Source organism: Altibacter lentus, assembly GCF_000746845.1.
Lineage (GTDB): Bacteria > Bacteroidota > Bacteroidia > Flavobacteriales > Flavobacteriaceae > Altibacter > Altibacter lentus.
The window spans coordinates 93,153-119,983 of record NZ_KN050846.1 but is presented as its reverse complement, the minus strand read 5'-3'; the positions used below and the strand labels follow the sequence as shown (position 1 = coordinate 119,983).

The window sequence follows — 26,831 nt, the reverse complement described above, 5'->3', positions numbered from 1 at the left end:
CGTTGCCACACATTTGAGAAAAATTCTGTACATATTGACAATTTTAGTTTTCGGAATGACTTATGCTCAAGAAAACGACACTTCTGTTTGTGATTTACAATCGGAAAATCAACTATGGAAAGCGGAATATGAAAAAGCGGAATCCAAAGCAGAACGGATTGAATTAATTAAGTCTAAAATAAAATCTGACTCAATTTACGAACAATCTGAACCGAAAATTAAGACAGTACATTCGCCAACTATTTTCAACGAACATAAAAACAAAAACGGAATTGAATGTGGTTGTAAAATTTTATTCATTTTACATTACAAAAAAAGACGTTCGATTATTGTAAATCTAAATGACCGACCTGAATTAAGCATTGTTGTGGACAAACTGAAATCCGAAAATGTAGAACGGATATGGACTGAATTTAAAAAAGAAACTGCACAAGCGGTTTATGGAGTGGCTGGAAAATGTGGATTTGTACAATTGAGAATAACTGACAGAAAATTAAAACGACTGATAAAAAACGTGTGGCAACAACGTGTATAATTCATGCTTTACTCCTACTTCAATTAAAAATTTATATATTTAACAATATGATTCGCAACGACTGAAAATCTATCGATTCTCAGCCGCACAAATCATACACAAGCACGTTAGGCAAAATTAAAAACCAACGACAATGACAAAAATTTACAGAAGTTATTCCGAACCTGATAGAGAAAATCTGACTTGGGAAGAAACTTGGAGACAAGAAGACAAAGGCTTGATAAAAAATTATGAAGTTGGTAGAGCATTAGCAATAAAAGAACCTGAATTAGCAGAAAAAGCAAAAAGAGGAGAATTACCAGTTCTTGGATATAAAGGCGGAGTTGATAAAGCTTTAAAGAAAAAGGAAAAAATTGGAGCATTGAATTACATTGCTAAATGGCAAGCACTACGTGGAGAAGATTTGAATATTGATATGAATGAGGAAATTGTTTTGACTTGTACAAAAACAAAAATGATAGTAACATTTACAATGGATTTAGAAAAATTAAAAAATGCTAACTAATGGACTTTTTAGCTATTGACGTTGAAACTGCGAACTCTGATATGGCATCAATTTGTCAAATTGGATTTGTGATTTATGAAAACGGTCAAATAAAGAAAGAATGGTCAAGTCTATTAAACCCAGAAGATTACTTTGATTTTTGGAACGAATCAATACATAATATTACAGAAGAAGATGTTGTTGACAGTCCAAAATTCCCAGAAGTTTACGAGTTTCTTAAACAACATTTGGAGAATTACATTTGTGTTTGCCACACTCATTTTGACCGTGTTTCAATAAATCGGACTTGCGAAAAATATGGACTTCCTTCAATTCAAAACAGTTGGATTGACACAGCGAAAGTTTCTCGAAGATGTTGGGAAGAATTTGCATACAGAGGATATGGACTTGCGAATGTTTGTAAAAAATTAAATTTCTCTTTTAATCACCACGATGCTTTAGAAGATGCTAAAGCTTGTGCACATATTTTAATTTCCGCAATTAAAGAAAAAGAGAACACCATTGATGATTGGCTTATAAGAGTAAATAATCCAATTTTAGCAAATGCGAAAAATTATAGTGAATCCGTTTCAAAAGAGGGAAATCCAAATGGAAATCTATTTGGAGAAATTTTAGTGTTTACAGGTTCATTACAAATTCCAAGAAGAGAAGCTTCAGTACTCGCATCTGAAATTGGTTGTAAAGTAGTAAATGGAGTTACAAAGAAAACAACACTTTTAGTGGTTGGAGACCAAGATATAAGTAAACTTTCGGGAAAGGAAAAAAGCTCGAAACACAGAAAAGCAGAAGAATTGAAAAATAATGGACAGAACATCAGAATATTGAAAGAATCTGATTTTGTTGCATTATACGAATCGAATAAAGAATAAATTAAAAATAACTTTGCCTAACAATGGCTATAAATAATTGCTTGTTCTCGCCTACTTCTGAAAATCCTTGCGGATTTTCAGTTTGGTGTGTACTTGCAAAGTTTCGTGCTAAACCACGCAACTATTCATAGCCGAGACCGTTGGCATTAATATAAACGAACCATCAAACGAATGGAAAACGAATTTGCGAAAGTAATGTCCGAAAGGACAGATGAAGAACTAATTAAGATTGTAACAGTCAAAAGAACGAGTTATAATCCGACTGCAATTGAAGCGGCAGATGCGGAAGTTGAAAAACGGAATATTGACACTTCTGAATTTGAAAAAATAAGAGAAAAAGCAACAGCGGAAAAACAGCAAAAAGAAAAAGTTGACTCTAATGTTGTTGGGTCAGGGATTCGATTTGTGAATTTTCTAATTGACTTTATTGTATGGTTAGTTTTAGCATTTATAATAAGTTTTATAATCGGACTTTTTGTTCAAGCGACTGACCAAGGAATGATTTCACTTATTGGATACATCCTAATTTTTGGAACATTTATAGCTTATTACGCTTTAATGGAAATTAAATTCCAAAAGACAATTGGAAAGTTTGTGACAAAAACAAAAGTTGTGAAAATGAACGGAGAAAAACCGACTGACGGAGATATAATCACTCGGACTTTTTGCCGACTAATTCCATTTGACCGACTTTCTTTTCTGTTTGTGAAAAACGGAATTCACGACTTTCTATCGAAAACTAAAGTTGTTAAAGACAATGTGGAATAAAATACTAATGCCAACAATGTATAACCGCAATTACGGCGGATTCGACTACGTCCGAATCCACTCGGAATTGCTAACGCCAGTGCTAAACCGAAAAACTTCGTATATTTATCCGTAACTGACGGTTATACGAGACCGTTGGCAGTAATGTAATCCAATTCACACTACACACTAACTGAATTATTTGTAAAGGACTTATCACCAAAGATTTTCTTTCTATGATGGATACCCCAATTATGCAATTCAAAAATGACTTTTTCTAGCGTTTTGGAATGTTCTGTTGGCTTATATTCTGTTCTTACAGGAAAACCATTTAAAACAGTTCTTGTAATCAACTGATTTTCTTCCAAATCTTTTAATTCCTTTGACAAAACTTTGGTACTTAACTTTGGAATACTTCGCTCTATTTCCCTAAAGTGCTTATTTCCTTCCCAAATAGAAATTAAAATTAAAAGTTTCCATTTTCCACCTATTACATCTAAAGTGTCTCTTACAGGTAACAAGGCGGACATACACTCTTTATGTTCCCTTTTTTCCATATCTATTAATTTTATGATTACCTTGAAGTAACTGATTACCTAAAGGTAGCTGATTACTATTGGTAATCAAAAATAGTTAATTTTGTCATATTATTAATAATAACAATTAAAAAATGAAAAACAAGATTCTTACTGCTTTATGTATTCTATTCGGATTAATGATGATTAATTCAGGATTAAACAAATTCTTCAACTATATGCCTATGCCTGAAATGTCTGAAGAAATGATGCAAATTATGGGCGGATTTATGACAATTAAATGGATTTTTCCGCTTGTAGCAATTATTGAAATCATTGGAGGTACTTTAATAGCAATCCCAAAAACAAGAGCATTGGGTGCGCTAGTAATTCTTCCTGTAATGGTAGGAATATTTGTTCATCATTTAATACACGACCTAACAGGAATTGGAATCGCATTAATACTATTCGTAATTAATATTTGGGCAATAGTTGCCAACTGGAATAAATACGAACCAATCATAAAAGGCGAATAGAAAAGAATAAAAAGAGAATTCTATTCTATGATTAGGAAGTAATTAAAACACTACTGCCAACACCGTATATAAAAAATAGCAGTTAAGAGCTAAACTTAAAGTTTATTTCTTTTCTGCTATCTTTATTTAATAACGGAAAGTTATCGCAATTAAATCTGCTACTTTCCATATACAAACACGTTGCCACACATTTGAGAAAAATTCTGTACATATTGACAATTTTAGTTTTCGGAATGACTTATGCTCAAGAAAACGACACTTCTGTTTGTGATTTACAATCGGAAAATCAACTATGGAAAGCGGAATATGAAAAAGCGGAATCCAAAGCAGAACGGATTGAATTAATTAAGTCTAAAATAAAATCTGACTCAATTTACGAACAATCTGAACCGAAAATTAAGACAGTACATTCGCCAACTATTTTCAACGAACATAAAAACAAAAACGGAATTGAATGTGGTTGTAAAATTTTATTCATTTTACATTACAAAAAAAGACGTTCGATTATTGTAAATCTAAATGACCGACCTGAATTAAGCATTGTTGTGGACAAACTGAAATCCGAAAATGTAGAACGGATATGGACTGAATTTAAAAAAGAAACTGCACAAGCGGTTTATGGAGTGGCTGGAAAATGTGGATTTGTACAATTGAGAATAACTGACAGAAAATTAAAACGACTGATAAAAAACGTGTGGCAACAACGTGTATAATTCATGCTTTACTCCTACTTCAATTAAAAATTTATATATTTAACAATATGATTCGCAACGACTGAAAATCTATCGATTCTCAGCCGCACAAATCATACACAAGCACGTTGCCTACAATTGCGGAAATCACTCAAACGCAAAGAATTCGGAATTGAAAAACAACTGATTTTTAATAAACTTTTTGCTGAATTTCTCACTCTAAATCTGAATTGAGCAAGTTTGCGGAATTGCCACTCAAACGGAATTTATAAACATTGCGGAAAACCGAACTGAACGCTGAAAATCACTCTTGCGGAATTGAGCAAGTTTGCGGAATTGAATTTCTGAACGGAAAAAATAAAGCGGAATTTTTTGCTAGTTTGTTTTTCGCGATTTTTTTTTTGATTTTTAAGAAAGTATAAACGAAAAAACAACAGTAGGCAACAATGGCTATAATTCATTGTGGCAGAGAGTTAAAACAAAATTTAATCTATAAATCAAAAAGGCTGGATTTCGGCGGAATAATCCTGCGGATGATTCCACAACGAAATCATAGCCGAGACCGTTACCTGCAATAAGAACTAAATGACAGACATTACATTTCAAATAGAGAATTACGTAAATTCACAAAACCGAAATATTTGGAATGAACTAAAAAATGAATACTCTTTTCAATTGATTTTTGACCCAACCGAATATTCTTGGAAAGGAAAAGCTGAAAATGGAACTGCTACTATTATAACACCTACGCAAGAAATAGAATTCCATTCTTTCACTCACGAACTTTTACACATCTATTTGGACCATCTTGGAATTTCAAACCTTGAGGAATTAGTTTATGGAATAATTGGAGAACATTCTTTTGAAGTCTTAATTGAAAATAGCTTGATCCCAATTTTGTACAACTTCTGTTCTCACAAGAAAATGTACCCTTTCTATAAAGAAATGGGATTTTCGGAATATTTGTTTGTTCAAGAAAGAATAAGCTTTAGCAATTACAACATTTTTGAAATAAAGCTACTTTTCACTTTTAAAAAATGGAGAAAAAAAGCGGTTAATCAATTTATAGGACAAAGTTTATCTTTAATGAATGTGGTTGTTGAGGAAGATAAAGTAAAGTGTGAAAAGTATTTGAAAAAATTACAAAAAATAAAACCAGAGTTGTATAAAATAATATCGGATTTTGACAAGGAATGGGCTGAATCAACTGATTTAGATTTAGCTACAATCTTTCTGGATTTTGAAAACAAATTGAACGAATGGTTAATAAAAAAGAAAATTACTGCAGGTAACACCGTATAAAAATAATTGCGGTTTAGTGCTTAATCAAAGGTCGTTGCATGTTTGTAACGTCTGATTTTCCTGCGGAAAATCCTCGCATACAAACCCGCAACTATTCTTATACATCAACGTTGGGTTTAATGCTGAAATTCCGTTCCAAATTCAAAGTTTCGACTGAAATTTAAGCTTGTAAAAAATCGGAATTTGACAAATATTTACGTGGAATTTAAGTCTTTTTCGGAAAAACAAACTGCCGAATTTTAGCAAGTTTACGGAATCGAAATGTTGACAAAATTGCAGCGGACTTTTTAGCTCGTTTGCGGAATCTGAATCAAAAAAAACGAACTGAACACGGAAAAATCACTCTTGCGGAATTGCTCACTCAAACCGTTCCGAACCGTCGGAAGAAAAACATTGCGGTTCCGAAATGTCGGAAGAGCAAGTTTGCGGAATAAAAAGCTTGCAAAAGAAAAACGGAAGGAAAAAAAAGAAAAACGGAACGAATTATTAAGCGGACAAAAAAGCACTAAAACCCAACACCGTATAAAAATAATTGCTATTTTAGTGCTTGACCAAAGTTAGTTGCACTTTTGCCGCGTCTGATTTTCCTATCGGAAAATCTGCCGCTCACAAAACCGCAACTATTCTTATACATAACCGTTGGTGCTAATTTGAGAATGAAGGAACGTGATAAGATAATAACAGAATTAAAAAATGGTCTTTCGCAACCTACATTTGAATTGTTCAATTGTTTATATGAAATATTGAACTCATATCAGAATAAAGGTCAACAAAATATTAAATATGAATTAGAGAAAGATTATGTCCTAATAATCCTCACATTCAATGAGAAGCTGAAACTATCATTTAGCTTTTTTTCAGGATACTGCGATTTCTTTATAGATGACAACTATGAGGTATTCATTCAATATAAATTTAAGAGTGTGGGAAAGGCATCTGATTATTTTAGAAAAAGTTTATTTTCTAAAATCAGAAAAGTTGAATATAATAATTCAACTAAAAAGAAGATTGGAGTTGAATATTGGTTAATCGAAAAAGATGATAAACGACTACTTTGTGGCGAGATGCCAATCTTTAGTATTATCAAGAAGCCCAAGAACGAACTGGTTAAAACTTTCGAACCTTTTTTATCTTTAGAAACTAGCACCAACATAGGCTAAAATTCAGCGGGACTGAATTAATTGAAACAAATTTTATACTTTTAAAGAAGCTAAAAAAGTTAATCGGACAAATTTGGGTACGCAGCTCCTCACTCCGATGTTCCGCCGTTGGCGGATCCCCGGCGTCGCTGCCAACCCGTCGAAATTTTAGCCTTAACCGTTGTAGCACATTTGACAATAAATTTTATGAAAATTGTAAAGTGGTTTTTAATAGGCATTGCGTTACTTTTTTTGTTACCAATATTAGGGTTTTGGATTCACGGCACTTTTTTTTATGAATATGAAATGAACCAAATAAAATCTGACTTAAATAAAATTGAAGGAGTTTCAGTAATTGATATTTGGGGACATAAAGATATAACTCTTGAGGAGGTGGGTGCTCGAGTAAAAATTAAAGGTAAAGGCGAAATTGAACTAATTGATTTGAGTTCTGATGCAAACAATTACCCGAATAGGGTTATAATTTCTAAAATTGGTGGTTATTCATTTAGAACATTTTCTTGCTTTGATTATGAAGATAAGGGTTTTCACAAAGGACTTGGCTACTCGATTAACATTTCAGAAAACTCAGAAATAGGAAAACAAATTGGAATTGAATTTAGAAATCCACAAATGGTTGTTGAAAACTATGATAATATTTTGAATGCTGTTGAGTCATTAAAAAAAGTACCTGAATGGAATTACTTTAGGAGTGAAGAAAGAGAGCTTTACATTTTAGTCTATCGAGATGAAAACGATTTGAAACCTCTATTTAAAAAATATGGAGTTGATAATTTAGCTGATTTTCAACTTACTTTTAGCTTTGAAAATCCAGAATGTAAATAAAAAAACGTGCTACAACATAGGCTAAAATTCAGCGGGACTGAAATAATTGAAACAAAATTTATACTTTTAAAGAAGCTAAAAAGATACTCGGAAAAATTTGGGTACGCAGCTCCCCACTCCGATGTTCCACCGCAGGCGGATCCCGGCGTCGCTGCCAACCCGCCGAAATTTTAGCCTTAACCGTTATGCAATATTCCTATGAACAAATTCATTGAATGGCATGTAAAAGATAATTTCCCTAATCTTGAATTGGATGATATTTTACCAATATCAAAAAGAGCATTTTCATTAGTTAATCGGAACAAATCACGACTTGATGAATTGCAAGGTGCCGCAGAATTACTTGGAGCACTAAGCATACTTGAAGCACTCGATTATCATTATAATAGGTTTGTCGAAATAAAAGATACTCCTAATCGGATTCATGAAGTTATTGCATATTTAAATCGAGTTGGGCAGTTTTATTATTTTGTCAAATCTGATTTTACAAAAAGTATAATTCATAACGGACAAGAATTGACTCATAAAATAAATGAATTGATTGTTTTTAGGATGAAATATACTGCGCATCGTTCAATTGATTTTCCAAAAGACGAAACTATAGAATATAGGAATAGACAAGCAATAACTTTCATTGGAAGTCAGAAATACTATTCTTCTGATTTCGAAAAGTTTATCCTTCCAACGAACAAGAATGGAAAAACTGAATGGAACGAATTTATTCCAGAGATCGATCATGAGAAAGTAATGAATGAAGCCTATAATGTAATCAGCGGAATAGTAGAAAACATTGCATAACATAGGCTAAAATTCAGCGGGACTGAACTAATTGAAACAAATTTTATACTTTTAAAGAAGCTAAAAAGTTAATCGGACAAATTTGGGAAGCAGCTCCCCACTCCGATGTTCCGCCTGCGGCGGATCCCCGGCGTCGCTGCCAACCCGCCGAAATTTTAGCCTTAACCGTTGTGGTGCATTTGACCAAAATCGCGAAATGAATAGAAATCACAGAAATATATTAGCCGAAAACCTTCGTCATTATCTATCCGGAACTTTAACGAACTTTGAATTTATGGATAAAATTGAGGCAATTTATCGAACAAGCGATAAAGGAGTTCGAGCAATTGAAATTGAATTTTGGTTTTGTTACGATGACTTGAGAGAACATAAAAATATCGGAAAGGACAAGCTGTCTGATGAAGCGGAAAAACATATCAAACGATTTATTCTGTTTCTAAAATCGGACAATGAATATGAATGGAATGATCCAAAATTCCCTAATCCGATTAGATGGGTTTTGAATTTAATAACCTTTGAAATTTTTCCTAAAAAATCGGACGAAAAAGAAGCGGAAAATATCGAAGCTGGAGATAAAAGAATTTGGCCATTTTTTCGGCAATCTGAGTTTGAAAAAGAAATTAATGATCCGAAATATCTGAATAAAAAAACGACACCACAACAACGGCTATAATTCAGCGTGGCTGAAATAGTTGAAACAATATTCATACTTTTAAAGAAGCTAAAAAGATACTCGGAACAATTTGGGAAGCAGCTCCCCACTCCGATGTTCCGCCAGAGGCGGATCCCCGGCGTCGCTGCCAACCCGCCGAAATTTTAGCCTTAACCGTTGTGCGTAATTAAAAAACTCACTCAAATGAATGTATGCCGATAAATATTTATAGCGACAATAATCTAGAAAAAATCGATTTGCTCTGCGATGAGATTTGGGATTTACCGAGTCAGATATATGCGCTTGAAAAATGGTTAAATGATAAAGGAAAGCATTTACCCAAAGACAAATATGTTGCAGATATTGGATTTGACATAAGAAAAGAAGCTTCAGGAGGTGGAAGTGTTATTAACTCAAAAATGATAAATATTATGTCGAAAATTGGAATGGAGATTTACCTATCCGAATTTCCAACTCGGAATGAAAATTAACTACGCACAACAATGTATAACGGTTTATGGCTTTCATTAACTGATTTGAGTGCTACGAAAACATAAAAACTATATCTTTATCTGACAAATAACAAATGCGGCTTTGCCGACACTTCTGATTCGCACGCTGCGCTGCCCACTTTTGCTTCGCAAAATGGCTCACTCCGAATCAGGCCGCCAGCCGCCACAAACGTTATACAAAACCGTTACCTGCAAGCCAATTGAAACCATGAAATTTCATAAACCCATTTTTTCAATAATTGTAATTCTGGTTCAACTGATATTATCTTTAATAGATTATTATGATTTTCTCGAATGGAAGAAAGATAACCCGGAATTAGATTCAATTATAAGCACAATTAACTATTCTAATTCATTATTCATATTTGTATTTATTATTGGGTTTTATGAAATGCTAACTAAACCAAGTTGGTTTAAAATTTTACTTCGCTTTTTTTTGGTCTGCATTGTTTTAGGTACTTTCTTAGCATGGTTAGTTCCGATAGACGACTTTTATTTTGGAGTATATAATACAGCATGGTTTTCGGCAGTAATTGCAATAATTTTGATATTAATCAGAATCGGAACACTTGCTTTCGGAAAAATATATAAAAAATAGAATTGGTCAGCAGGTAACATAGGCTAACTATTCAGCGGTAGATGGTTAACTGAAATTAAATTCCTACATTTATTACAATATTAATATTAACCGAAAAATACGTTAACGGCTTTCCCAAGGCTCCGAATCGCACGCTGACGCTTCCACGCTGTCTGAACGACAGCTCCCTGCCGAAGCAAGCCGCATCCCCGCCGAAATGTTAGCCTTAACCGTTGTACACAATATGCAAAGAAATCTTTTAATAATTCTGAGCTTTTTCTTGAGTTTTACACTATTTAGTCAGAATCTTGACTGTGAAAACTTTAGAGAGGGTGAATTTATAATACAATCGAATAATCCTGTTCCATTGGAGTATAAAGTAACGAGAACGGGTATGAATCAAATTGAGGAAATTATTAAAATCCCTCAAGAGATCATAGATTCTGGTTTTTTAGTTCAACCTGGTTATGGAATTATTAACTGGATTGATGATTGTACCTATATTTTAATGTACGATCCATCAATACGACCACTGACTGAAACTGAAAAAATGGTTAATGAAAGCGGAGGCGTAACAGTGAATATAGTAAACATTGAATCTACGTGCTGTAATTTTAAATCTGTTTCTAGCATAAATGGCGAAGAATATGTTATAGAAGGAGTAATGTGTAAACTATGATCTCATACTGTGTACAACATAGGCTAAAATTCAGCGGGGCTGAACTAATTGAAACAAATTTTATACTTTTAAAGAAGCTAAAAAGTTAATCGGACAAATTTGGGAATGCAGCTCCCCACTCCGATGTTCCGCCGCAGGCGGATCCCCGGCGTCGCTGCCAACCCGCCGAAATTTTAGCCTTAACCGTTGCCCACAATATGAGAAATACCCTAATATTAACGATTATAGTCTTTTCAATTTTCCTGTATTCTTGTGAAAATGGCAGAATAACTGAATTGGAAAATACAGTATCGGATTTAACCAAGCTGAACTCAAAATTAATAGACTCGATTCAGACGTTGCAGGAAAAAAACATATCTTCCTTTTATCTGATAGAGAATTTAGAAAAGGAAAATATTAAAGTGAATGAAACCAGTAAAATTCATTTCGATTTCGGATACAAAAATTATGTTCCAGAATATAACGTTTACAGAATATACGGTGAAAATTATGCAGAAAGAGAATTGATTTTAAAAAATCAAAAATTAAGTGAATTTGATTTTGAATTTACACCCGAAAATATTGGTGAAGATAGAATTCAACTCGAAGTCGCTATGAATATCGACGGAATTGAATGGATTATTCCAGCTGATCTTCGAATTAATGTGATTGATTAAAATACTGTGGGCAACAACGGCTACAATTCAGCGGGACTGAACTAATTGAAACAAATTTTATACTTTTAAAGAAGCTAAAAAGTTAATCGGACAAATTTGGGTACGCAGCTCCCCTCTCCGATGTTCCGCCGCAGGCGGATCCCCGGCGTCGCTGCCAACCCGCCGAAATTTTAGCCTTAACCGTTGGCAGTAATATTAAACGAACGAATGAGGATATTCGACCGAATAAAATGGATTTTCAAAAAACCGGAATATTATGCTTTTGAAAAATTCAATATCGAGGATTATAACTTAAGATTTGAATTTCTGACAAGTGAAATTTTGATTGAAATTACGGCTATTTTAAAAAACAAATTCAATCCCTTAAATTTAGATCTGACAATTCAAGATTTCGAAAGGCGAATTCAAAAAGAGATAGAAGATTCTGAGGATTATCGGAATGAAAATAACTTCAGAATAACTTATTTTTTGAATGAAGATTTGTTAAAAAAGAAACAAGGTTTATTTCTTTACCAGTGTATTTGGGATAACAATGATGAAATTGGGGGCGTAATATCCGAATTGTATCATTTTGAACTAAGGAGTGGGATTATTTCAATTCAAGAATTGGACTAAAATACAACTGCCAACATCGGCTATAATTCAGCAGGTCTGAATCGAAAACTGGATAATTTTACTTACTTTCAAGGAATGAATTAATCGGAATAATTTTGGTGGGTTGCTCCTCCATCCGACTTGACCGCTGCGCGGTCGCCTCGGGGTCGCGCCAGTCCTGCCGAAATTATAGCCAAACACGTTACCGTTAAATGGCTTCGACATTTCATTAGCTGATTGAATTTCTAAGAACTTCAGCAATTCCGACAGTTTTGCAGGTTCTCTGAATAATCTCTGATTAGACCAACTCTCTGAATGTTCGGAATGATTTCTGATGATCAGCTAAAGTTGGTTTCGGCCCGAAGTTCCGGCTCGCCACTTAAGGTAACAATGTATACCGTCCATTGCTGCTGATTTTCCAACTCGGAAAATCATTGCAAAGAGAAAATACAGGATTTTTTAACTATTTTAGTCGAAACGTTCCGCAACGGAACGTTATACAAAACCGTTGGCAAATATTAAAAATCAATGAAGAGAATATTTATTATTTCAATAATGTCAATCCTTTTAACGAATTGTAGTTTCAATTACAAGCAGAAAAATAACGAGAAGGATCTGAAAGATGCTGAACAAGTTAGTTCAGCGTTATTTAAAGAATTAAAGGATCAAGATTTTGAAAGTGCTATTAAATTCCTAGATAAGCGATTTTTGGAGGAAACTCCCGAAGAAGAAATGATGAAACTTTTTGAAAGGTCAAATGATTCACTAGGACAATTAATTAATACCGAATTATACGATTGGAATTCAGAGGTTTCATATGGGACAAACACTCAAGGTATCTACAATCTTATTTATAATGCTTCATTTGAAAAAGGAGAAGCAATTATTAAGATGACAATAATTAAATATCCCAATGGAGTTATGAAAATTTTGGGTTACCATACAACATCAAAAGTATTTGAGTAAAATAACATTTGCCAACATAGGCTAAAATTCAGCGGGACTGAAATAATTAAAACAATATTCATACATTTAATGAGCTAAAAAGATACTCGGACAAATTTGGGAAGCAGCTCCCCACTCCGATGTTCCGCCGCAGGCGGATCCCCGGCGTCGCTGCCAACCCGCCGAAATTTTAGCCTTAACCGTTACCGTTAAATGGCTTCGACATTTCATTAGCTGATTGGATTTCTAAGAACTTCAGCAATTCCGACAATTTTGCTGGTTCTCTGAATAAACTCTGATTAGACCAACTCTCTGATTGTTCGGAATGGTTTCTGATGATCAGCTAAAGTCGGTTTCGGCCCGAAGTTTCGGCTCGCCACTTAAGGTAACAATGTATACCGTCCATTGCTGCCGATTTTCAATACTGAAAATCTTTGCAAGGAGTAAATACAGGAAATTTTAACTATTTTAGTCAAAACGTTCCGCAACGGAACGTTATACAAAACCGTTGTGTGTAATGCCAAAAATCCTATTTTTCTAATGAATCGAACTTTGATAAAATTAAATTTTCTCGGATATTATCAAATCATTGGAGGCATAATCGGATTTTTACTTTCAATAGCATTGATCGTCAAACAACCGATTATTAATGGAATATCCTTTCTCATCATTATGATAGTATTAGGATTGATGTCATTTTCGACTTATTGCGGATATTTATTAATAAAGAAACAATTAAAAAAAGGAATAAACCTATCCATAATTAATCAGGCTCTACAAATCATCGGATTTGGAGTTTTAGGATACGGTTTCAAGTATACTTCTGGAATTCTACTCGGAGTACGGATTGACTTAACAAATGATTTTATAATCGGTTTGGATTTAAATATTACATCTTGGACACTATATTGGAATTCTAATTTTGATTTGAGCTTTATTAGTATAAATTTTTTCGCAATTTTTATTCTCGGATTTATCTTTAAAGTTAAAGACACTCTTGAGAAAAAAAACTTGTTGAATTGAATAATGTGATGTAAAACACTACACACAACAATGGCTATAATTCAGCGGGGCTGAAATAATTGAAACAAATTTTATACTTTTAAAGAAGCTAAAAATGTTCCTCGGAATAATTTGGGAACGCAGCTCCCCACTCCGATGTTCCGCCGTTGGCGGATCCCCGGCGTCGCTGCCAACCCGCCGAAATTTTAGCCTTAACCGTTACCGTTAAATGGCTTCGACATTTCATTAGCTGATTGAATTTCTAAGAACTTCAGCAATTCCGACAGTTTAGCAGGTTCTCTGAATAATCTCTGATTAGACCAACTCTCTGAATGTTCGGAATGGTTTCTGATGATCAGCTAAAGTTGGTTTCGGCCCGAAGTTCCGGCTCGCCACTTAAGGTAACAATGTATACCGTCCATTGCTGCTGATTTTCAATTCTGAAAATCTTTGCAAAGAGAAAATATAGGAATTTTTAACTATTTTAGTCGAAACGTTCCGCAACGGAACGTTATACAAAACCGTTGGCAATAATTTATGAAACTCAATCTGACAATATTATTTCTATTCCTATTCTCGACGATTTATAGTCAGAATATTGTCATTGATGCAACAGATAAATCAGAGGAATCCAAAGAAAATCCTGCATTTGATTTTCGCATAATTGAACCTAAAATGGACACTCTGAATTTGACTAATGAAAAAGTGTTTTCTCTCGTGATAGGACATAGTGGAGAAATGAATAGTTTGCATCTGATTGATTATCCGACTGAAACTTACGCTGAATTGAATAATATTGAGGGACCAGAAACCAATGAGGAATATTTGGCTCTTTCAGACGAAGAGCAAGCTAAATTGACAGTCATTGTTCCGAAACACGAAATTGTTAAAGAAGCTGTTTTAAGTAGAAAAGTAATACTGGAAATAAAAATAACGTCTGACCGAATTACTCATACGGAAATTTACGCTGACGGAAAACTGATAAAAACATTGTATTACCAAATTGAATAAAAACTATTGCCAACAACGGCTATAATTCAGCAGGGCTGAAATAATTAAAACAATATTCATACTTTTAATGAGCTAAAAAGTTAATCGGACAAATTTGGGAACGCAGCTCCCCCACTCCGATGTTCCGCCGCAGGCGGATCCCGGCGTCGCTGCCAACCCGCCGAAATTTTAGCCTTAACCGTTGTAAGCAAGCTAAAAACCGAACTCTAAATGAAATTTAAACTGACTTTTACATTACTTCTTTTAATTACAATAAACGGATTTGGACAAAATCTAAATTTGGTAATTGAAGTAAACGAAAGATTAGTTGTTGGAGAAATCGCTGGAGCTTATCTGAATTTTGAAAATGTGGACGGAACGAAAAGCAGAAACCTTGTCGGATACCATCCTGGAGAATTAAGACTTCAAAAGGAAGATTGGAAAAAAATAAAAGCTGAATCGACTAAAAAAATAACTCTGACTTTTGACTACTATGCTCTAAAAGGAAAGTACCACCACAGCGTGAATTTCGGAATTGAAATGCAAAAACACCACTTTGAAAAAAGTTATCTGATTTTAAGAGTTTATGATTTTAGAGAACGGAAATTTAGAAAAAGATATGGATGTTTGACTGACGAAAAATACATAGCGGAATTGAATTTCCCTCAAGGTGGAATTTTAATAAGATGTCGATGAAAAAAAGCCTGCTTACAACAATGTATAACCGCAATTACGGCGGATTCGACTACGTCCGAATCCACTCGGAATTGCTAAAACCTGTCTCAAACCGAAAATAATCGCTAACTTAATCCGTAACTGACGGTTATACTGGACCGTTATGTAGCATTAACTCAAACATTTGATTAAACAAGAAACTTTAGCTGATTTAATATCTAATGAGATAATCTCACAACCCAAAGGTGAAAAGGTTATTCTATCGAAATACAATGATTGGAAAATTGAATATTTCGTGAAATGGAACTCCAGAAAAGTCAATCTGATTATTTCTGCTCAAGTCCCAAAATTTCATATTACGTTTGATAATTGTGTTATTAAAAAAGCAAAATTAATTAGCATAATTTCGAGATATGAAAATTATAAAATACTCGGGAAATCAAGTTCAATTTCTGAGCTATTATTGGCAGATCCGACTTCGAGGAGTTTGCTGAAAGGTGAAAATGCAGAGTTTGAACTAAAAGATAAAAATCTGATTTATAAAGTTCGATTGAAAACTAGCGATAAAACAAGTCTCTCAAACGTTATAATTTTAATTGAAAAGTTGACTGAGAAGATTGATTTGATAATTTAACTTAAACGCTACATAACATAGGCTAAAATTCAGCGGGGCTGAACTAATTGAAACAAATTTTATACTTTTAAAGAAGCTAAAACAGTTACTCGGACAAATTTGGCAACGCAGCTCCCCACTCCGATGTTCCGCCGCAGGCGGATCCCCGGCGTCGCTGCCAACCCGCCGAAATTTTAGCCTTAACCGTTGTGCAACATTTGACAAAAAAAATGAGAATACCGATTATAATACTGACTTTACTTCTTTCCCTCAACGGATTTGCTCAAGAAAATATCAATCCAAAAGAGCTAATCGGATTCGGATGTTATGCAGGCGGAACGAGTTCGGACGTTGTAAATGATGTGACTTTTGACATTTACGACAAGAAATATAAAAAAATCATCAAAAGACTGAAATCGAAAAATCCAGCGGAACGATTTATGGCAGTAATTGTGGCGGAACGTTTATCGGATATGGACAAGTACGAACTGACGGAAACCGATAAAGAGTTAATTAATAAAGCATACGAGTCGTCTGATTTAGTTTCTGTGTGTTCGGGATGTACCTATTTCGACCAAATTGAACTGAAAACTTTACTATCAAAAGACGAAGAAAATTTTATGTGGACTTATGCAAAATATTGGTTAGAGGAATATGTTGAAAAATAAAAAACGTTGCACAACAATATATAACCGCAATTACGGCGGATTCAACTACGTCCGAATCCACTCGGAATTGCTAACGTCTGTGCTAAACCGAAAAGTCTGCGTATATTAACCCGTAACTGACGGTTATACGAGACCGTTGGCAAATATTAAAAATCAATGAAGAGAATATTTATTATTTCAATAATGTCAATCCTTTTAACGAATTGTAGTTTCAATTACAAGCAGAAAAATAACGAGAAGGATCTGAAAGATGCTGAACAAGTTAGTTCAGCGTTATTTAAAGAATTAAAGGATCAAGATTTTGAAAGTGCTATTAAATTCCTAGATAAGCGATTTTTGGAGGAAACTCCCGAAGAAGAAATGATGAAACTTTTTGAAAGGTCAAATGATTCACTAGGACAATTAATTAATACCGAATTATACGATTGGAATTCAGAGGTTTCATATGGGACAAACACTCAAGGTATCTACAATCTTATTTATAATGCTTCATTTGAAAAAGGAGAAGCAATTATTAAGATGACAATAATTAAATATCCCAATGGAGTTATGAAAATTTTGGGTTACCATTCAACATCAAAAGTATTTGAGTAAAATAACATTTGCCAACATAGGCTAAAATTCAGCGGGGCTGAACTAATTGAAACAAAATTTATACTTTTAAAGAAGCTAAAAAGTTAATCGGACAAATTTGGGAAGCAGCTCCCCACTCCGATGTTCCGCCGCAGGCGGATCCCCGGCGTCGCTGCCAACCCGCCGAAATTTTAGCCTTAACCGTTAGGCACTATTAGATGAAAACCGTTTTACTAACTACTTGCTCTGATAATTTTCAAGCCGAATTGATAAAAGGAATTCTTGATAGTGAAGACATTCCTTGCTTTTTAGTAAACGAAAATTTCACCTCCCTTTTACCGATGTATTATAATATCCTAGGCAGTGGAATTCAGGTAAGAGTATTTGAATCTGATTTAGAGAGAGCAAAATTATATACTAATCTAAAACAAAAATCAATTTCTTGCCCAACATGTAACTCTGATAAGGTAACTCCATATTTGGGGAATTGGAAAGAAAAGTTTTTAGTTCTGATATCATTGCTATTTTTTGTCCCATTTGGAAATGTTCTAAACCGATTTTATTGCAAAAATTGTTCAACTGAATTTATTAATAACAGTGCCTAACAATGGCTAAAATTCAGCGGGGCTGAAATAGTTGAAACAAATTTTATACTTTTAAAGAAGCTAAAAAGTTAATCGGACAAATTTGGGAATGCAGCTCCCCACTCCGATGTTCCGCCGCAGGCGGATCCCCGGCGTCGCTGCCAACCCGCCGAAATTTTAGCCTTAACCGTTGTGCGTCAGCTACAAAAAACAGAGAATGAAATTTAAACTCGGAATTTTAGCATTATTATTTTCTTTTAATTGCTTTGCACATAAGGACAAGGTAATCCAAGAAACCTATGGAAATGTTAAAATCTATATGAGAACAGGATTTGATTATTCTGACATTGATAAAATCAATATTGTTGGTCAATTATCAAAAAAATTATCTGATCGCTTACAATACAAAGACACAATATTTATTGAATATATCCAGGACTATACAGACAAATACGCTAATGATTTATATATGTTAGAATTCAACAATTCTAATTATAAAATAATAACTGGAATAGAACCTGAATATAAAATTGACTCGAATAATTCAGGATTGTCAGTTAGAATTTATGCAGACAGAATTAAAGTTGTTGACATTCTAAAACTTGTAGAATTTACAATCATTAATAAAGAAAAAACAAACTCATATTTAACCAAAAAAAATATTGGATTTAATGTTTATGAGGACAAAGAATTAATTAAACCATTAATTTCATTAGCGACAGATGACAAAATAATTGACCAAATTATTTCATCAGAATCGCAATTAATAAAAGACATTATTAATGAAAAAATTTTGGTTAACGGACAAGACAATTACGGAATTGAAATATATTGGCAAAATGACAATTTCCTTTTCGAATACAATCATATTCACAGAGACAAACAAGAAATAGTTTTTGAATTAAAAGACTATTTTTATCACACGTATGTCAATGTAAATGATATACTGATTTTCGTTGATAAAAATTCATTCTACTTCTTAGATGGCACTAATGACAAAAAAAAAGAAATCATAAATATTGATAATTCAAGTTATGCACCATTAGTTGTATCTGATTTCGGCGATAAATTATTATTGCATCCGATGAGGAACAGAAGTGAATTAAGTATTTTTTTGAAAGACAAAAATAAAGTAATTTCAAAATTTGAATAACATAAAAGCCGAACGCACAACAATGGCTAAAATTCAGCGGGACTGAACTAATTGAAACAAATTTTATACTTTTAAAGAAGCTAAAACAGTTACTCGGAATAATTTGGGTAGCAGCTCCCCACTCCGATGTTCCGCCGCAGGCGGATCCCCGGCGTCGCTGCCAACCCGCCGAAATTTTAGCCTTAACCGTTATACGCAAGCAAGATTATGAAGTTAAAACCTAAAATTGGAATTGATAATTTGAAGTTCGGAATGAGCCGTAATGAAGTAGTTGAAATTTTAGGCGAACCCAGTCGAGTTATTATTGATCCAAGTAATGAGAATGACATTATCTTGGAATGGAGGGATAAATTACTGCGACTGACTTTTTATCAAAATGAAAATGACAGATTTGGCTACATAAGAACAAAAAATCCAGATTTAACTTATAATGGAAAGAAAATTATTAATTCAAAAGTAGATTATGTAAAAAAAGAAGTATTTGGAGATTTGGTTAAAGAGTGGGAAGTAGACGATTTTAAATTTCTGATAACTCATTTTGATATAGATCTTTGGATAAATCTAGATGAAGAATATGGAATTGTTACAGATTTTGAATTAGGAGTTCCTTTTCTCAACGACATTGATTATGACTGGCCTATTTAATTTTTGCCAGCGTATAACACTGTATAACGGTTTATGGCTTTCAATTTCTGATTTGAGCATTTACAAAACATAAAAACTATATCTTTATCTGACAAATAACAAATGCGGCTTTGCCGACACTTCTGATTCGCACACAGCTTCGCTGCTTCCAACATTTGCTCCGCAAATTTGGTCTGTCCGAATCAGAGCCGCCAGCCGCCACAAACGTTATACAAAACCGTTGGGCTTCATTTTGAAATTAAAATTTTGCTAATCTGATTAATTTGATTGAATTACTTTTAATAATGTCTAGCGTGCTCCTTCTTGCTCTATTCGTGTTGATTAGAATATCAAGATCACAAATAGATAAAGGAGAGCAGATTTTAAAAAGGTTTGCTAATTTTGACCTGAGAAGATTTGAAATAAAATTATCTGAAAGTTCCTATTCTGGTTTAAAACAATTTCTTGGTCCTACAAAAGACGCTGAATTATATTTTACTGAGGGAATTTTGATTTTTGTGCCTTCGAAAAAATACTACTTCAACAGATTATATAACAGCTTACCAAAAGTTATTGTTGATATAGAGCATGAGAAACTATTAAAAGGAAAGTTACCAATAAATCGGATTTCTCATTTGACGATACACGACAAAGTTTTATTGACTTTCAATCCCAATCCAAACTTTACTAGAAGAAGAATAGAATATGAATTCTATTCTGAGAAGGAAAATAAAGAACTGACTGAATCATTTGCTAATTTTGATTTGATAAAAAACGAAAGCCCAACATAGGCTAAAATTCAGCGGGGCTGAACTAATTAAAACAAATTTTATACTTTTAAAGAAGCTAAAAAAGTAAGTCGGACAAATTTGGGAACGCAGCTCCCCACTCCGATGTTCCGCCGCAGGCGGATCCCCGGCGTCGCTGCCAACCCGCCGAAATTTTAGCCTTAACCGTTACCATTAATAGCGCTGATGAGATTCTGATGCGGTTACGCTGAATCTGAATCGGTAGCTTAGAAGCTTTCTGTTTCCGTTCCAACTTTACCGCTGACTGATGGTCGAGCTGATGAAAACTCCGAATGGTTTCTGATTGTTTACAAAGGTCTGTCCAGGCTCGAAGTTTTGGCCGCGCTACAAAAGGTAACAATGTATACCGTCCATTGCTGCCGATTTTCAATTCTGAAAATCTTTGCAAGGAGTAAATGCAGGAATTTTTAACTATTTTAGTCGAAATGTTCCGCAACGGAACGTTATACAAAACCGTTACCGTTAAATGGCTTCGACATTTCATTAGCTGATTGAATTTCTAAGAACTTTGGCAATTCCGACAGTTTTGCAGGTTCTCTGAATAACTTCTGATTAGACCAACTCTCTGAATGTTCTGAATGGTTTCTGATGATCAGCTAAAATTGGTTTCGGCCCGAAGTTTCGGCTCGCCACTTAAGGTAACAATGTATACCGTCCATTGCTGCTGATTTTCCCACTCGGAAAATCATTGCAAAGAGAAAATGCAGGAATTTTTAACTATTTTAGTCGAAACGTTCCGCAACGGAACGTTATACAAAACCGTTACCCACAAGCTGAAAACCCATCGCACATTTTAGCACTTTCGGTTTTTTCCGACACACAAATCCAACGCTGTAAAAACCAAAAGAGCTAAAATTTCGCAACGCTTGTGAATATTGTATTTAAGTATTTGCTTAAATAAGAAATTATTGTACCTTTGAATTATGGAAAATAATTCTTGCATAAGACAACAAGCCGATATTGAACAAATAAATCGTTGCAAAGACACAGTTTCGGAATTAAGCGAATCGTTCGACTATTTGGCGAACGGACTTTCATTAGTCGGAAATAGCGTTCGACTGAAAATACTTTACCTACTCTTTGAGGAAAAAAGACTTTGCGTTTGTGATTTAAGCGATATTCTCGGAATGAACATTTCTGCTATTTCTCAACATTTGAGAAAAATGAAAGACCGGAACCTATTACAAACAGAAAGAGATGCTCAAACGATTTTTTATTCACTTACGACTGAATATGAAAAATTACTAAATCCATTCTTTGAGATACTTGATGAAAACAAAATTTTGGAAACGATATGAAAAGTGAAAACAAATTAATTGGCGCAGGTTTGTTAGCAGCAATTACAGCTTCATTATGTTGTATTACACCAGTTTTGGCACTAATCGCAGGAACAAGCGGAATTGCTTCAACATTTTCTTGGATAGAGCCTTTTAGACCTTATTTAATCGGACTTACAATTTTAGTTCTTGGTTTTGCTTGGTATCAGAAATTAAAACCTCAAAAAGAAATTGACTGTGAATGCGAAACGGATGAAAAACCAAAATTTATTCAATCAAAGAAATTTTTAGGAATTGTAACTGTATTTGCAATTGTGATGTTGGCTTTCCCATACTATTCAGGAATTTTTTACCCAAATACAGAGAAGCAAGTTATTGTAGTTGACAAATTGGACATTAAAACAACGGAATTTAAAATCAGCGGAATGACTTGTGCGAGTTGCGAAGAACACGTAAATCACGAAGTAAACAAACTTAACGGAATTGTTAACTCAAAAGCGTCTTACGAAAATGGAAATGCAATCGTTGAATTTGACAAAACCAAAACTAATGAAACGGAAATTGAGAAAGCAATCAATTCAACAGGCTATAAAGTAACCGACAAAAAAGAAAATTAATGGAAACTATATTAAAATCTGAAATCACTTGTCCAAACTGCGGACATAAAAAAGTAGAAGATATGCCAACAAACGCTTGTCAATTTTTCTACGAATGTGAGAATTGCAAAACGGTTTTGAAACCAAAAGAGGGAGATTGTTGTGTTTATTGTTCTTATGGAACAGTAGCTTGTCCACCAATTCAAGAAAATAAAAGTTGTTGTTAAAAAGCCAACGCTAAAAGCCATACACATTTGCAATTCGCTTCAGCCGAAACACAAGCCAAAAATTGCAAAAGAGTATGTCTTTGCCAACGCTGAAAACCAAGCTGAACGGAATAAAGCCAGTGGGTAACAACGTATATAAAAAATAGCGGTTTAGGTGCTAAATCGAAATGAATTTTATAAATTTAAGGTCTGTGATTAACCGAAAAGTTAGTACGTAAAATCCGCTACTTTTCATATACAAGACCGTTGGGCGTAATGCAAGAAAAACGAAATGGATTATACAATAGAAGAATATAAAGTTGAAGACAAATTTGAAAAACTGAATTTATCATTACCTGATAATATTTCTTTTTTTCCAGAGAATTTGTTGACAGCTGAAAAGAAAGCTGAATTCATTTTTACAGATAATATGATAGAATTGAATAAGCATTTCAAATTAAATCAATTGGAATTATCCATTCTTGGAGGTGACACTGAATTGTATAGAAGTAGAAAAAATGCAGATATTTATTTACCCGCAATATTTTTTAGTTTATCCGCCATCGCAGAAAACTCCACTGTTGTATCAGTTTCGTTGAATGTGCTATCAAATTATGTATATGATGCTTTAAAAGGAACAATTGGGAAAAAGAAAGCACACGTGGAGTTTCATATCGAAACGAAGGAAAAAGGTAAAGTAAAAAAGATTAATTATAAAGGAGATGTTGAAGGTTTGAAAGGTTTAGAAAAGGTAATTAAGGCAATGAAATGATGGTCTTTATAGAAAATCCAAACTTATTAATTAAGGAGTTTAATGAAGTTGCATCAAGAGTTCAAAAAAAAGCCTTTATCACAATCGGAATTGAAATCCAAAAGGATGAAATAGACAACCTGATAAGTTACAGACAAGAACTATCACAACTTAAAGAAGACTTTAAAAAACGAAAATTAGAAAACGAGGCTAATTTAGTTTACTGTATAGATAATTCTCTTTTAGCCTTGCAATATGAGCTTCAGATGTTGGTAAACATCAAAGAAGATAAAATGAGTGAAGCTTGGGGGAATCTTGTTAATGCACAAGTTATTTACGGAACCGTCGTAAGAAATTACCCTTTTGAACTTGAATCCGAAACAGGATATTTAGAAAGATTAGCAAATTATGAAAAGCTTTTGTTCCCAAATCTCTTTTTTCAAAGTGCAGGAGGAATAATAAAAAAAAGTCATTGTTCAATTTGTAATGAAAAATATGGAAAGTGCAATCATTTAAAAGGCAGATTATACAATGGAGAGATGTGTTGTCGAGTGATAACGGAAATGGAATTAGAAGAAGTTTCGTTAGTTGACAATCCTGCTAATAAGCACTGTCGAGTGCTGACAATTGAAACTGACGGCAAGAAAATAGACATAATGACTTTAAGAGAAGTAGAATCCGAAAATGACAAAGAAAGCACTAACGCCCAACAATGTATAACCGCAATAGCTGGAATTAGTTCTAAACTTGAAGTTAATGAAGAAAACAATAATCAATCTAATACTGAAAAGTAATCTATAAAAACAGCTACTGCGGTTATACGAGACCGTTGGGTATAATTTTAGAAATGACTTTACTTCCGATACAATTTCAGACAAAATTTAAAAAATCCGAGATCGGAGAAATATCTACGTCTGAAATATTAGATCTTGTGAAAGGCTATTTGCAAAAAGAAGATTTTGGATATATATCAAAAAAAGAAAATCGGTTAGTATTTCATGCTGCACATGCCACAGGCTATGCTTTTCATGTAGGAATTATATTGGTCAGTGGAGTAGTCAAAGTGAAAGATAAAGGAGATACAATTGTTGTCACAAATGGAAATTGGATGGTTCTTTTAATAGCAGTTCCTTTTATTCTATTTTTAGTCGCATCGAAAACCGAATTTTCAGCTTTGAGTACTTTAGATGTAGATATGATTTGGATTGCCTTATTGTTCTTTTTCGGATTTAATTTAGGCGCACGAATTTTAGCTCATTTGAATTTCAAATGGACTATACAAAACTTGATTAAAAACTATACCCAACATAGGCTATAATTCAGCGGGACTGAAATAGTTGAAATAAATTTATACTTTTAAAGAAGCTAAAAAAGTAAGTCGGACAAATTTGGGAACGCAGCTCCCCACTCCGATGTTCCGCCGCAGGCGGATCCCCGGCGTCGCTGCCAACCCGCCGAAATTTTAGCCTTAACCGTTGCCATCAAGCTCAATAACAATGAGAATTTTAAAAATAATCCTTTTAGTTTCTGCTTTCTTATTTTTTTCAGCATGTAATAACTCTCAATATTCAAGTCAAGAAATTGAAACCAAAGCTGATCAAATAACCGATAAATTGAATGAAAATAACATTAAAATTTTTCGTAATTGGAGTTTTGAATATCGAGGCAAGGGAGAAATTTGGACAAAGTCAAGAAAGGCAAGGACTGACTACCGAGCTTATTATTTTAAAGAAAAAGACAGCGTCTCTTTTTTGGTTTTTTCTAAAGATTTAAAATCACCCGAATATCCATGTCTGATTAATATTGATACTTCAAAATATCAATCCAATTTTTGGTTTACCAAGCTTAGTGACGACAGAATAAAAATTAGTGCAACTAAAAAGGATGGAACAAATACAGTAATTGGAGAAAATTTATTGGCCGAAAAAGTTTTTGGAGATAAGAATCCGTTTGACGAGTTACAAGAATTAAGTGAACTAAAAGACAAAATAGAAGTTTATAGTATCTTTCACAATCAAAGCGTCGGAGAATTTATAGAGTTTTATATAACATATGAGGATGTCCTGACTTACATACCTGATGAAATGAATTTAAATCCACTCATTGAAAAAGTATGGATGAAAAATTTTGAAAGCGGAAAATATATTAAAGATAATTGGAATCTAAGAAAACTTAAAAGCCCAAAAGAAGGTGGATAAAGCCAGATGGCAACAACGTGTATAGCTCATTGCGGCTTGGGTGGTTGAATGAATTTTAAATCCTACAAACAAACATCACCAAAACCGAAAAAAACGTAAATTAAAACCCGCAACGAAGCCATACACAAAACCGTTACCGTTAAATGGCTTCGACATTTCATTAGCTGATTGGATTTCTAAGAACTTCAGCAATTCCGACAGTTTTGCAGGTTCTCTGAATAATTTCTGATTAGACCAACTCTCTGAATGTTCGGAATGGTTTCTGATGATCAGCTAAAGTTGGTTCCGGCCCGAAGTTTCGGCTCGCCACTTAAGGTAACAATGTATACCGTCCATTGCTGCTGATTTTCCAACTCGGAAAATCTTTGCAAAGAGAAAATGCAGGAATTTTTAACTATTTTAGTCAAAACGTTCCGCAACGGAACGTTATACAAAACCGTTATACGCAAGCAAGATTATGAAGTTAAAACCTAAAATTGGAATTGATAATTTGAAGTTCGGAATGAGCCGTAATGAAGTAGTTGAAATTTTAGGCGAACCCAGTCGAGTTATTATTGATCCAAGTAATGAGAATGACATTATCTTGGAATGGAGCGATAAATTACTGCGACTGACTTTTTATCAAAATGAAAATGACAGATTTGGCTACATAAGGACAAAAAATCCAGATTTAACTTATAATGGAAAGAAAATTATTAATTCAAAAGTAGATTATGTAAAAAAAGAAGTATTTGGAGATTTGGTTAAAGAGTGGGAAGTAGACGATTTTAAATTTCTGATAACTCATTTTGATATAGATCTTTGGATAAATCTAGATGAAGAATATGGAATTGTTACAGATTTTGAATTAGGAGTTCCTTTTCTCAACGACATTGATTATGACTGGCCTATTTAATTTTTGCCAGCGTATAACACTGTATAACGGTTTATGGCTTTCAATTTCTGATTTGAGCATTTACAAAACATAAAAACTATATCTTTATCTGACAAATAACAAATGCGGCTTTGCCGAC

At 33.8% G+C, this 26,831-nt stretch carries 36 protein-coding genes; 35 read left to right on the top strand and 1 reads right to left on the bottom strand.

Features of this window, described 5'->3' with window-relative positions:
* The 4 genes from JS40_RS00740 to JS40_RS00725 form a co-directional block, all read left to right on the top strand.
* Nucleotides 1-535: hypothetical protein (locus JS40_RS00740; RefSeq protein ID WP_233273923.1), on the top strand; the 535-nt coding region annotated here is incomplete at its 5' end.
* 133 nt (nt 536-668) lie between these two features.
* The gene (locus JS40_RS00735; RefSeq protein WP_034257711.1) at nt 669-1,040 is read left to right on the top strand and encodes a hypothetical protein; all 372 of its coding nucleotides are present in this window, start codon (nt 669-671) and stop codon (nt 1,038-1,040) included.
* Nucleotides 1,040-1,909: an exonuclease domain-containing protein gene (locus JS40_RS00730; RefSeq protein WP_034257710.1), complete on the top strand. Its 870-nt coding sequence runs from the start codon at nt 1,040-1,042 to the stop codon at nt 1,907-1,909. Before JS40_RS00735 ends, JS40_RS00730 begins: the two co-directional genes overlap by 1 nt.
* A gap of 171 nt (nt 1,910-2,080) precedes the next feature.
* On the top strand, nt 2,081-2,677 hold the full coding sequence (locus tag JS40_RS00725) for an RDD family protein (protein WP_034257709.1): 597 nt from the start codon (nt 2,081-2,083) through the stop codon (nt 2,675-2,677).
* Between the two features lie 161 nt (nt 2,678-2,838).
* Here the strand turns inward: JS40_RS00725 and JS40_RS00720 are convergent, their stop codons facing one another.
* Nucleotides 2,839-3,213: a winged helix-turn-helix transcriptional regulator gene (locus tag JS40_RS00720; protein ID WP_051957448.1), complete on the bottom strand. Its 375-nt coding sequence runs from the start codon at nt 3,211-3,213 to the stop codon at nt 2,839-2,841.
* Nucleotides 3,214-3,326: 113 nt separating this feature from the next.
* Between JS40_RS00720 and JS40_RS00715 the strand changes: the two genes are divergently transcribed.
* The 31 genes from JS40_RS00715 to JS40_RS00565 all read left to right on the top strand — a co-directional run bounded on the left by JS40_RS00715 (nt 3,327) and on the right by JS40_RS00565 (nt 26,713).
* Nucleotides 3,327-3,707, top strand: coding sequence for a DoxX family protein (locus JS40_RS00715; RefSeq protein WP_034257708.1), 381 nt, complete (start codon nt 3,327-3,329; stop codon nt 3,705-3,707).
* 212 nt (nt 3,708-3,919) lie between these two features.
* Nucleotides 3,920-4,420: a hypothetical protein gene (locus JS40_RS00710; protein ID WP_152558088.1), complete on the top strand. Its 501-nt coding sequence runs from the start codon at nt 3,920-3,922 to the stop codon at nt 4,418-4,420.
* A gap of 564 nt (nt 4,421-4,984) precedes the next feature.
* Nucleotides 4,985-5,701, top strand: a complete 717-nt coding sequence (locus tag JS40_RS00705; protein ID WP_034257707.1) for a hypothetical protein — start codon at nt 4,985-4,987, stop codon at nt 5,699-5,701.
* A gap of 656 nt (nt 5,702-6,357) precedes the next feature.
* Nucleotides 6,358-6,861, top strand: coding sequence for a hypothetical protein (locus JS40_RS00695; RefSeq protein ID WP_152558098.1), 504 nt, complete (start codon nt 6,358-6,360; stop codon nt 6,859-6,861).
* A 186-nt stretch (nt 6,862-7,047) separates the two neighbouring features.
* On the top strand, nt 7,048-7,686 hold the full coding sequence (locus JS40_RS00690; RefSeq protein ID WP_034257704.1) for a hypothetical protein: 639 nt from the start codon (nt 7,048-7,050) through the stop codon (nt 7,684-7,686).
* A gap of 198 nt (nt 7,687-7,884) precedes the next feature.
* Nucleotides 7,885-8,484: a hypothetical protein gene (locus JS40_RS00685; protein ID WP_034257703.1), complete on the top strand. Its 600-nt coding sequence runs from the start codon at nt 7,885-7,887 to the stop codon at nt 8,482-8,484.
* A gap of 196 nt (nt 8,485-8,680) precedes the next feature.
* Nucleotides 8,681-9,157 (top strand): hypothetical protein, encoded by a 477-nt coding sequence (locus tag JS40_RS00680; RefSeq protein ID WP_034257702.1) that lies wholly within the window; start codon nt 8,681-8,683, stop codon nt 9,155-9,157.
* Nucleotides 9,158-9,348: 191 nt separating this feature from the next.
* A complete protein-coding gene (locus tag JS40_RS00675; RefSeq protein WP_034257701.1) occupies nt 9,349-9,627 on the top strand; it encodes a hypothetical protein in 279 nt (92 codons plus the stop codon).
* Between the two features lie 103 nt (nt 9,628-9,730).
* Nucleotides 9,731-10,246, top strand: a complete 516-nt coding sequence (locus JS40_RS00670) for a hypothetical protein (protein ID WP_152558097.1) — start codon at nt 9,731-9,733, stop codon at nt 10,244-10,246.
* Nucleotides 10,247-10,469: 223 nt separating this feature from the next.
* Entirely contained in the window at nt 10,470-10,904 is a 435-nt protein-coding gene (locus tag JS40_RS00665; RefSeq protein WP_034257699.1) for a hypothetical protein, read from the top strand.
* Between the two features lie 197 nt (nt 10,905-11,101).
* Nucleotides 11,102-11,560 (top strand): hypothetical protein, encoded by a 459-nt coding sequence (locus JS40_RS00660; RefSeq protein ID WP_034257698.1) that lies wholly within the window; start codon nt 11,102-11,104, stop codon nt 11,558-11,560.
* 207 nt (nt 11,561-11,767) lie between these two features.
* Nucleotides 11,768-12,175 carry a hypothetical protein gene (locus JS40_RS00655; RefSeq protein ID WP_034257697.1) on the top strand — a complete coding sequence of 136 codons (408 nt, stop codon included), beginning with the start codon at nt 11,768-11,770 and terminating at the stop codon, nt 12,173-12,175.
* 507 nt (nt 12,176-12,682) lie between these two features.
* Nucleotides 12,683-13,120: a DUF3887 domain-containing protein gene (locus JS40_RS00650; RefSeq protein ID WP_152558096.1), complete on the top strand. Its 438-nt coding sequence runs from the start codon at nt 12,683-12,685 to the stop codon at nt 13,118-13,120.
* Between the two features lie 519 nt (nt 13,121-13,639).
* On the top strand, nt 13,640-14,122 hold the full coding sequence (locus JS40_RS00645; protein ID WP_034257695.1) for a hypothetical protein: 483 nt from the start codon (nt 13,640-13,642) through the stop codon (nt 14,120-14,122).
* Nucleotides 14,123-14,638: 516 nt separating this feature from the next.
* Nucleotides 14,639-15,112, top strand: a complete 474-nt coding sequence (locus JS40_RS00640) for a hypothetical protein (RefSeq protein ID WP_034257694.1) — start codon at nt 14,639-14,641, stop codon at nt 15,110-15,112.
* Nucleotides 15,113-15,322: 210 nt separating this feature from the next.
* The gene (locus JS40_RS00635) at nt 15,323-15,787 is read left to right on the top strand and encodes a hypothetical protein (RefSeq protein WP_034257693.1); all 465 of its coding nucleotides are present in this window, start codon (nt 15,323-15,325) and stop codon (nt 15,785-15,787) included.
* Nucleotides 15,788-15,950: 163 nt separating this feature from the next.
* Complete coding sequence (locus tag JS40_RS00630; RefSeq protein ID WP_034257692.1) at nt 15,951-16,400, top strand: hypothetical protein; 450 nt, start codon at nt 15,951-15,953, stop codon at nt 16,398-16,400.
* A 209-nt stretch (nt 16,401-16,609) separates the two neighbouring features.
* Nucleotides 16,610-17,047 (top strand): hypothetical protein, encoded by a 438-nt coding sequence (locus JS40_RS00625; RefSeq protein WP_034257691.1) that lies wholly within the window; start codon nt 16,610-16,612, stop codon nt 17,045-17,047.
* A gap of 156 nt (nt 17,048-17,203) precedes the next feature.
* A complete protein-coding gene (locus tag JS40_RS00620; protein ID WP_152558095.1) occupies nt 17,204-17,641 on the top strand; it encodes a DUF3887 domain-containing protein in 438 nt (145 codons plus the stop codon).
* A 197-nt stretch (nt 17,642-17,838) separates the two neighbouring features.
* Entirely contained in the window at nt 17,839-18,225 is a 387-nt protein-coding gene (locus tag JS40_RS14720; protein ID WP_051957447.1) for a putative signal transducing protein, read from the top strand.
* Nucleotides 18,226-18,421: 196 nt separating this feature from the next.
* The gene (locus tag JS40_RS00610; protein WP_034257689.1) at nt 18,422-19,357 is read left to right on the top strand and encodes a hypothetical protein; all 936 of its coding nucleotides are present in this window, start codon (nt 18,422-18,424) and stop codon (nt 19,355-19,357) included.
* 207 nt (nt 19,358-19,564) lie between these two features.
* Nucleotides 19,565-20,002, top strand: coding sequence for a hypothetical protein (locus JS40_RS00605; protein ID WP_034257688.1), 438 nt, complete (start codon nt 19,565-19,567; stop codon nt 20,000-20,002).
* Nucleotides 20,003-20,265: 263 nt separating this feature from the next.
* A complete protein-coding gene (locus tag JS40_RS00600) occupies nt 20,266-20,772 on the top strand; it encodes a hypothetical protein (protein WP_152558094.1) in 507 nt (168 codons plus the stop codon).
* A gap of 941 nt (nt 20,773-21,713) precedes the next feature.
* The gene (locus JS40_RS00595; RefSeq protein WP_034257686.1) at nt 21,714-22,088 is read left to right on the top strand and encodes an ArsR/SmtB family transcription factor; all 375 of its coding nucleotides are present in this window, start codon (nt 21,714-21,716) and stop codon (nt 22,086-22,088) included.
* Nucleotides 22,085-22,684, top strand: a complete 600-nt coding sequence (merTP, locus tag JS40_RS00590) for a mercuric transport protein MerTP (RefSeq protein WP_034257685.1) — start codon at nt 22,085-22,087, stop codon at nt 22,682-22,684. The genes JS40_RS00595 and merTP overlap by 4 nt, the downstream gene beginning before the upstream one ends.
* A complete protein-coding gene (locus tag JS40_RS14990; RefSeq protein WP_084677408.1) occupies nt 22,684-22,890 on the top strand; it encodes a GDCCVxC domain-containing (seleno)protein in 207 nt (68 codons plus the stop codon). The genes merTP and JS40_RS14990 overlap by 1 nt, the downstream gene beginning before the upstream one ends.
* Nucleotides 22,891-23,161: 271 nt before the next feature.
* Entirely contained in the window at nt 23,162-23,641 is a 480-nt protein-coding gene (locus JS40_RS00585) for a hypothetical protein (protein ID WP_034257684.1), read from the top strand.
* Nucleotides 23,638-24,414, top strand: coding sequence for an HK97 family phage prohead protease (locus tag JS40_RS00580; protein WP_034257683.1), 777 nt, complete (start codon nt 23,638-23,640; stop codon nt 24,412-24,414). The genes JS40_RS00585 and JS40_RS00580 overlap by 4 nt, the downstream gene beginning before the upstream one ends.
* 53 nt (nt 24,415-24,467) lie before the next feature.
* Nucleotides 24,468-24,938 carry a hypothetical protein gene (locus JS40_RS00575; protein WP_034257586.1) on the top strand — a complete coding sequence of 157 codons (471 nt, stop codon included), beginning with the start codon at nt 24,468-24,470 and terminating at the stop codon, nt 24,936-24,938.
* A gap of 178 nt (nt 24,939-25,116) precedes the next feature.
* Nucleotides 25,117-25,818 carry a hypothetical protein gene (locus JS40_RS00570; RefSeq protein ID WP_034257682.1) on the top strand — a complete coding sequence of 234 codons (702 nt, stop codon included), beginning with the start codon at nt 25,117-25,119 and terminating at the stop codon, nt 25,816-25,818.
* Between the two features lie 457 nt (nt 25,819-26,275).
* Complete coding sequence (locus JS40_RS00565) at nt 26,276-26,713, top strand: hypothetical protein (RefSeq protein ID WP_034257681.1); 438 nt, start codon at nt 26,276-26,278, stop codon at nt 26,711-26,713.
* Nucleotides 26,714-26,831: the final 118 nt, after the last annotated feature.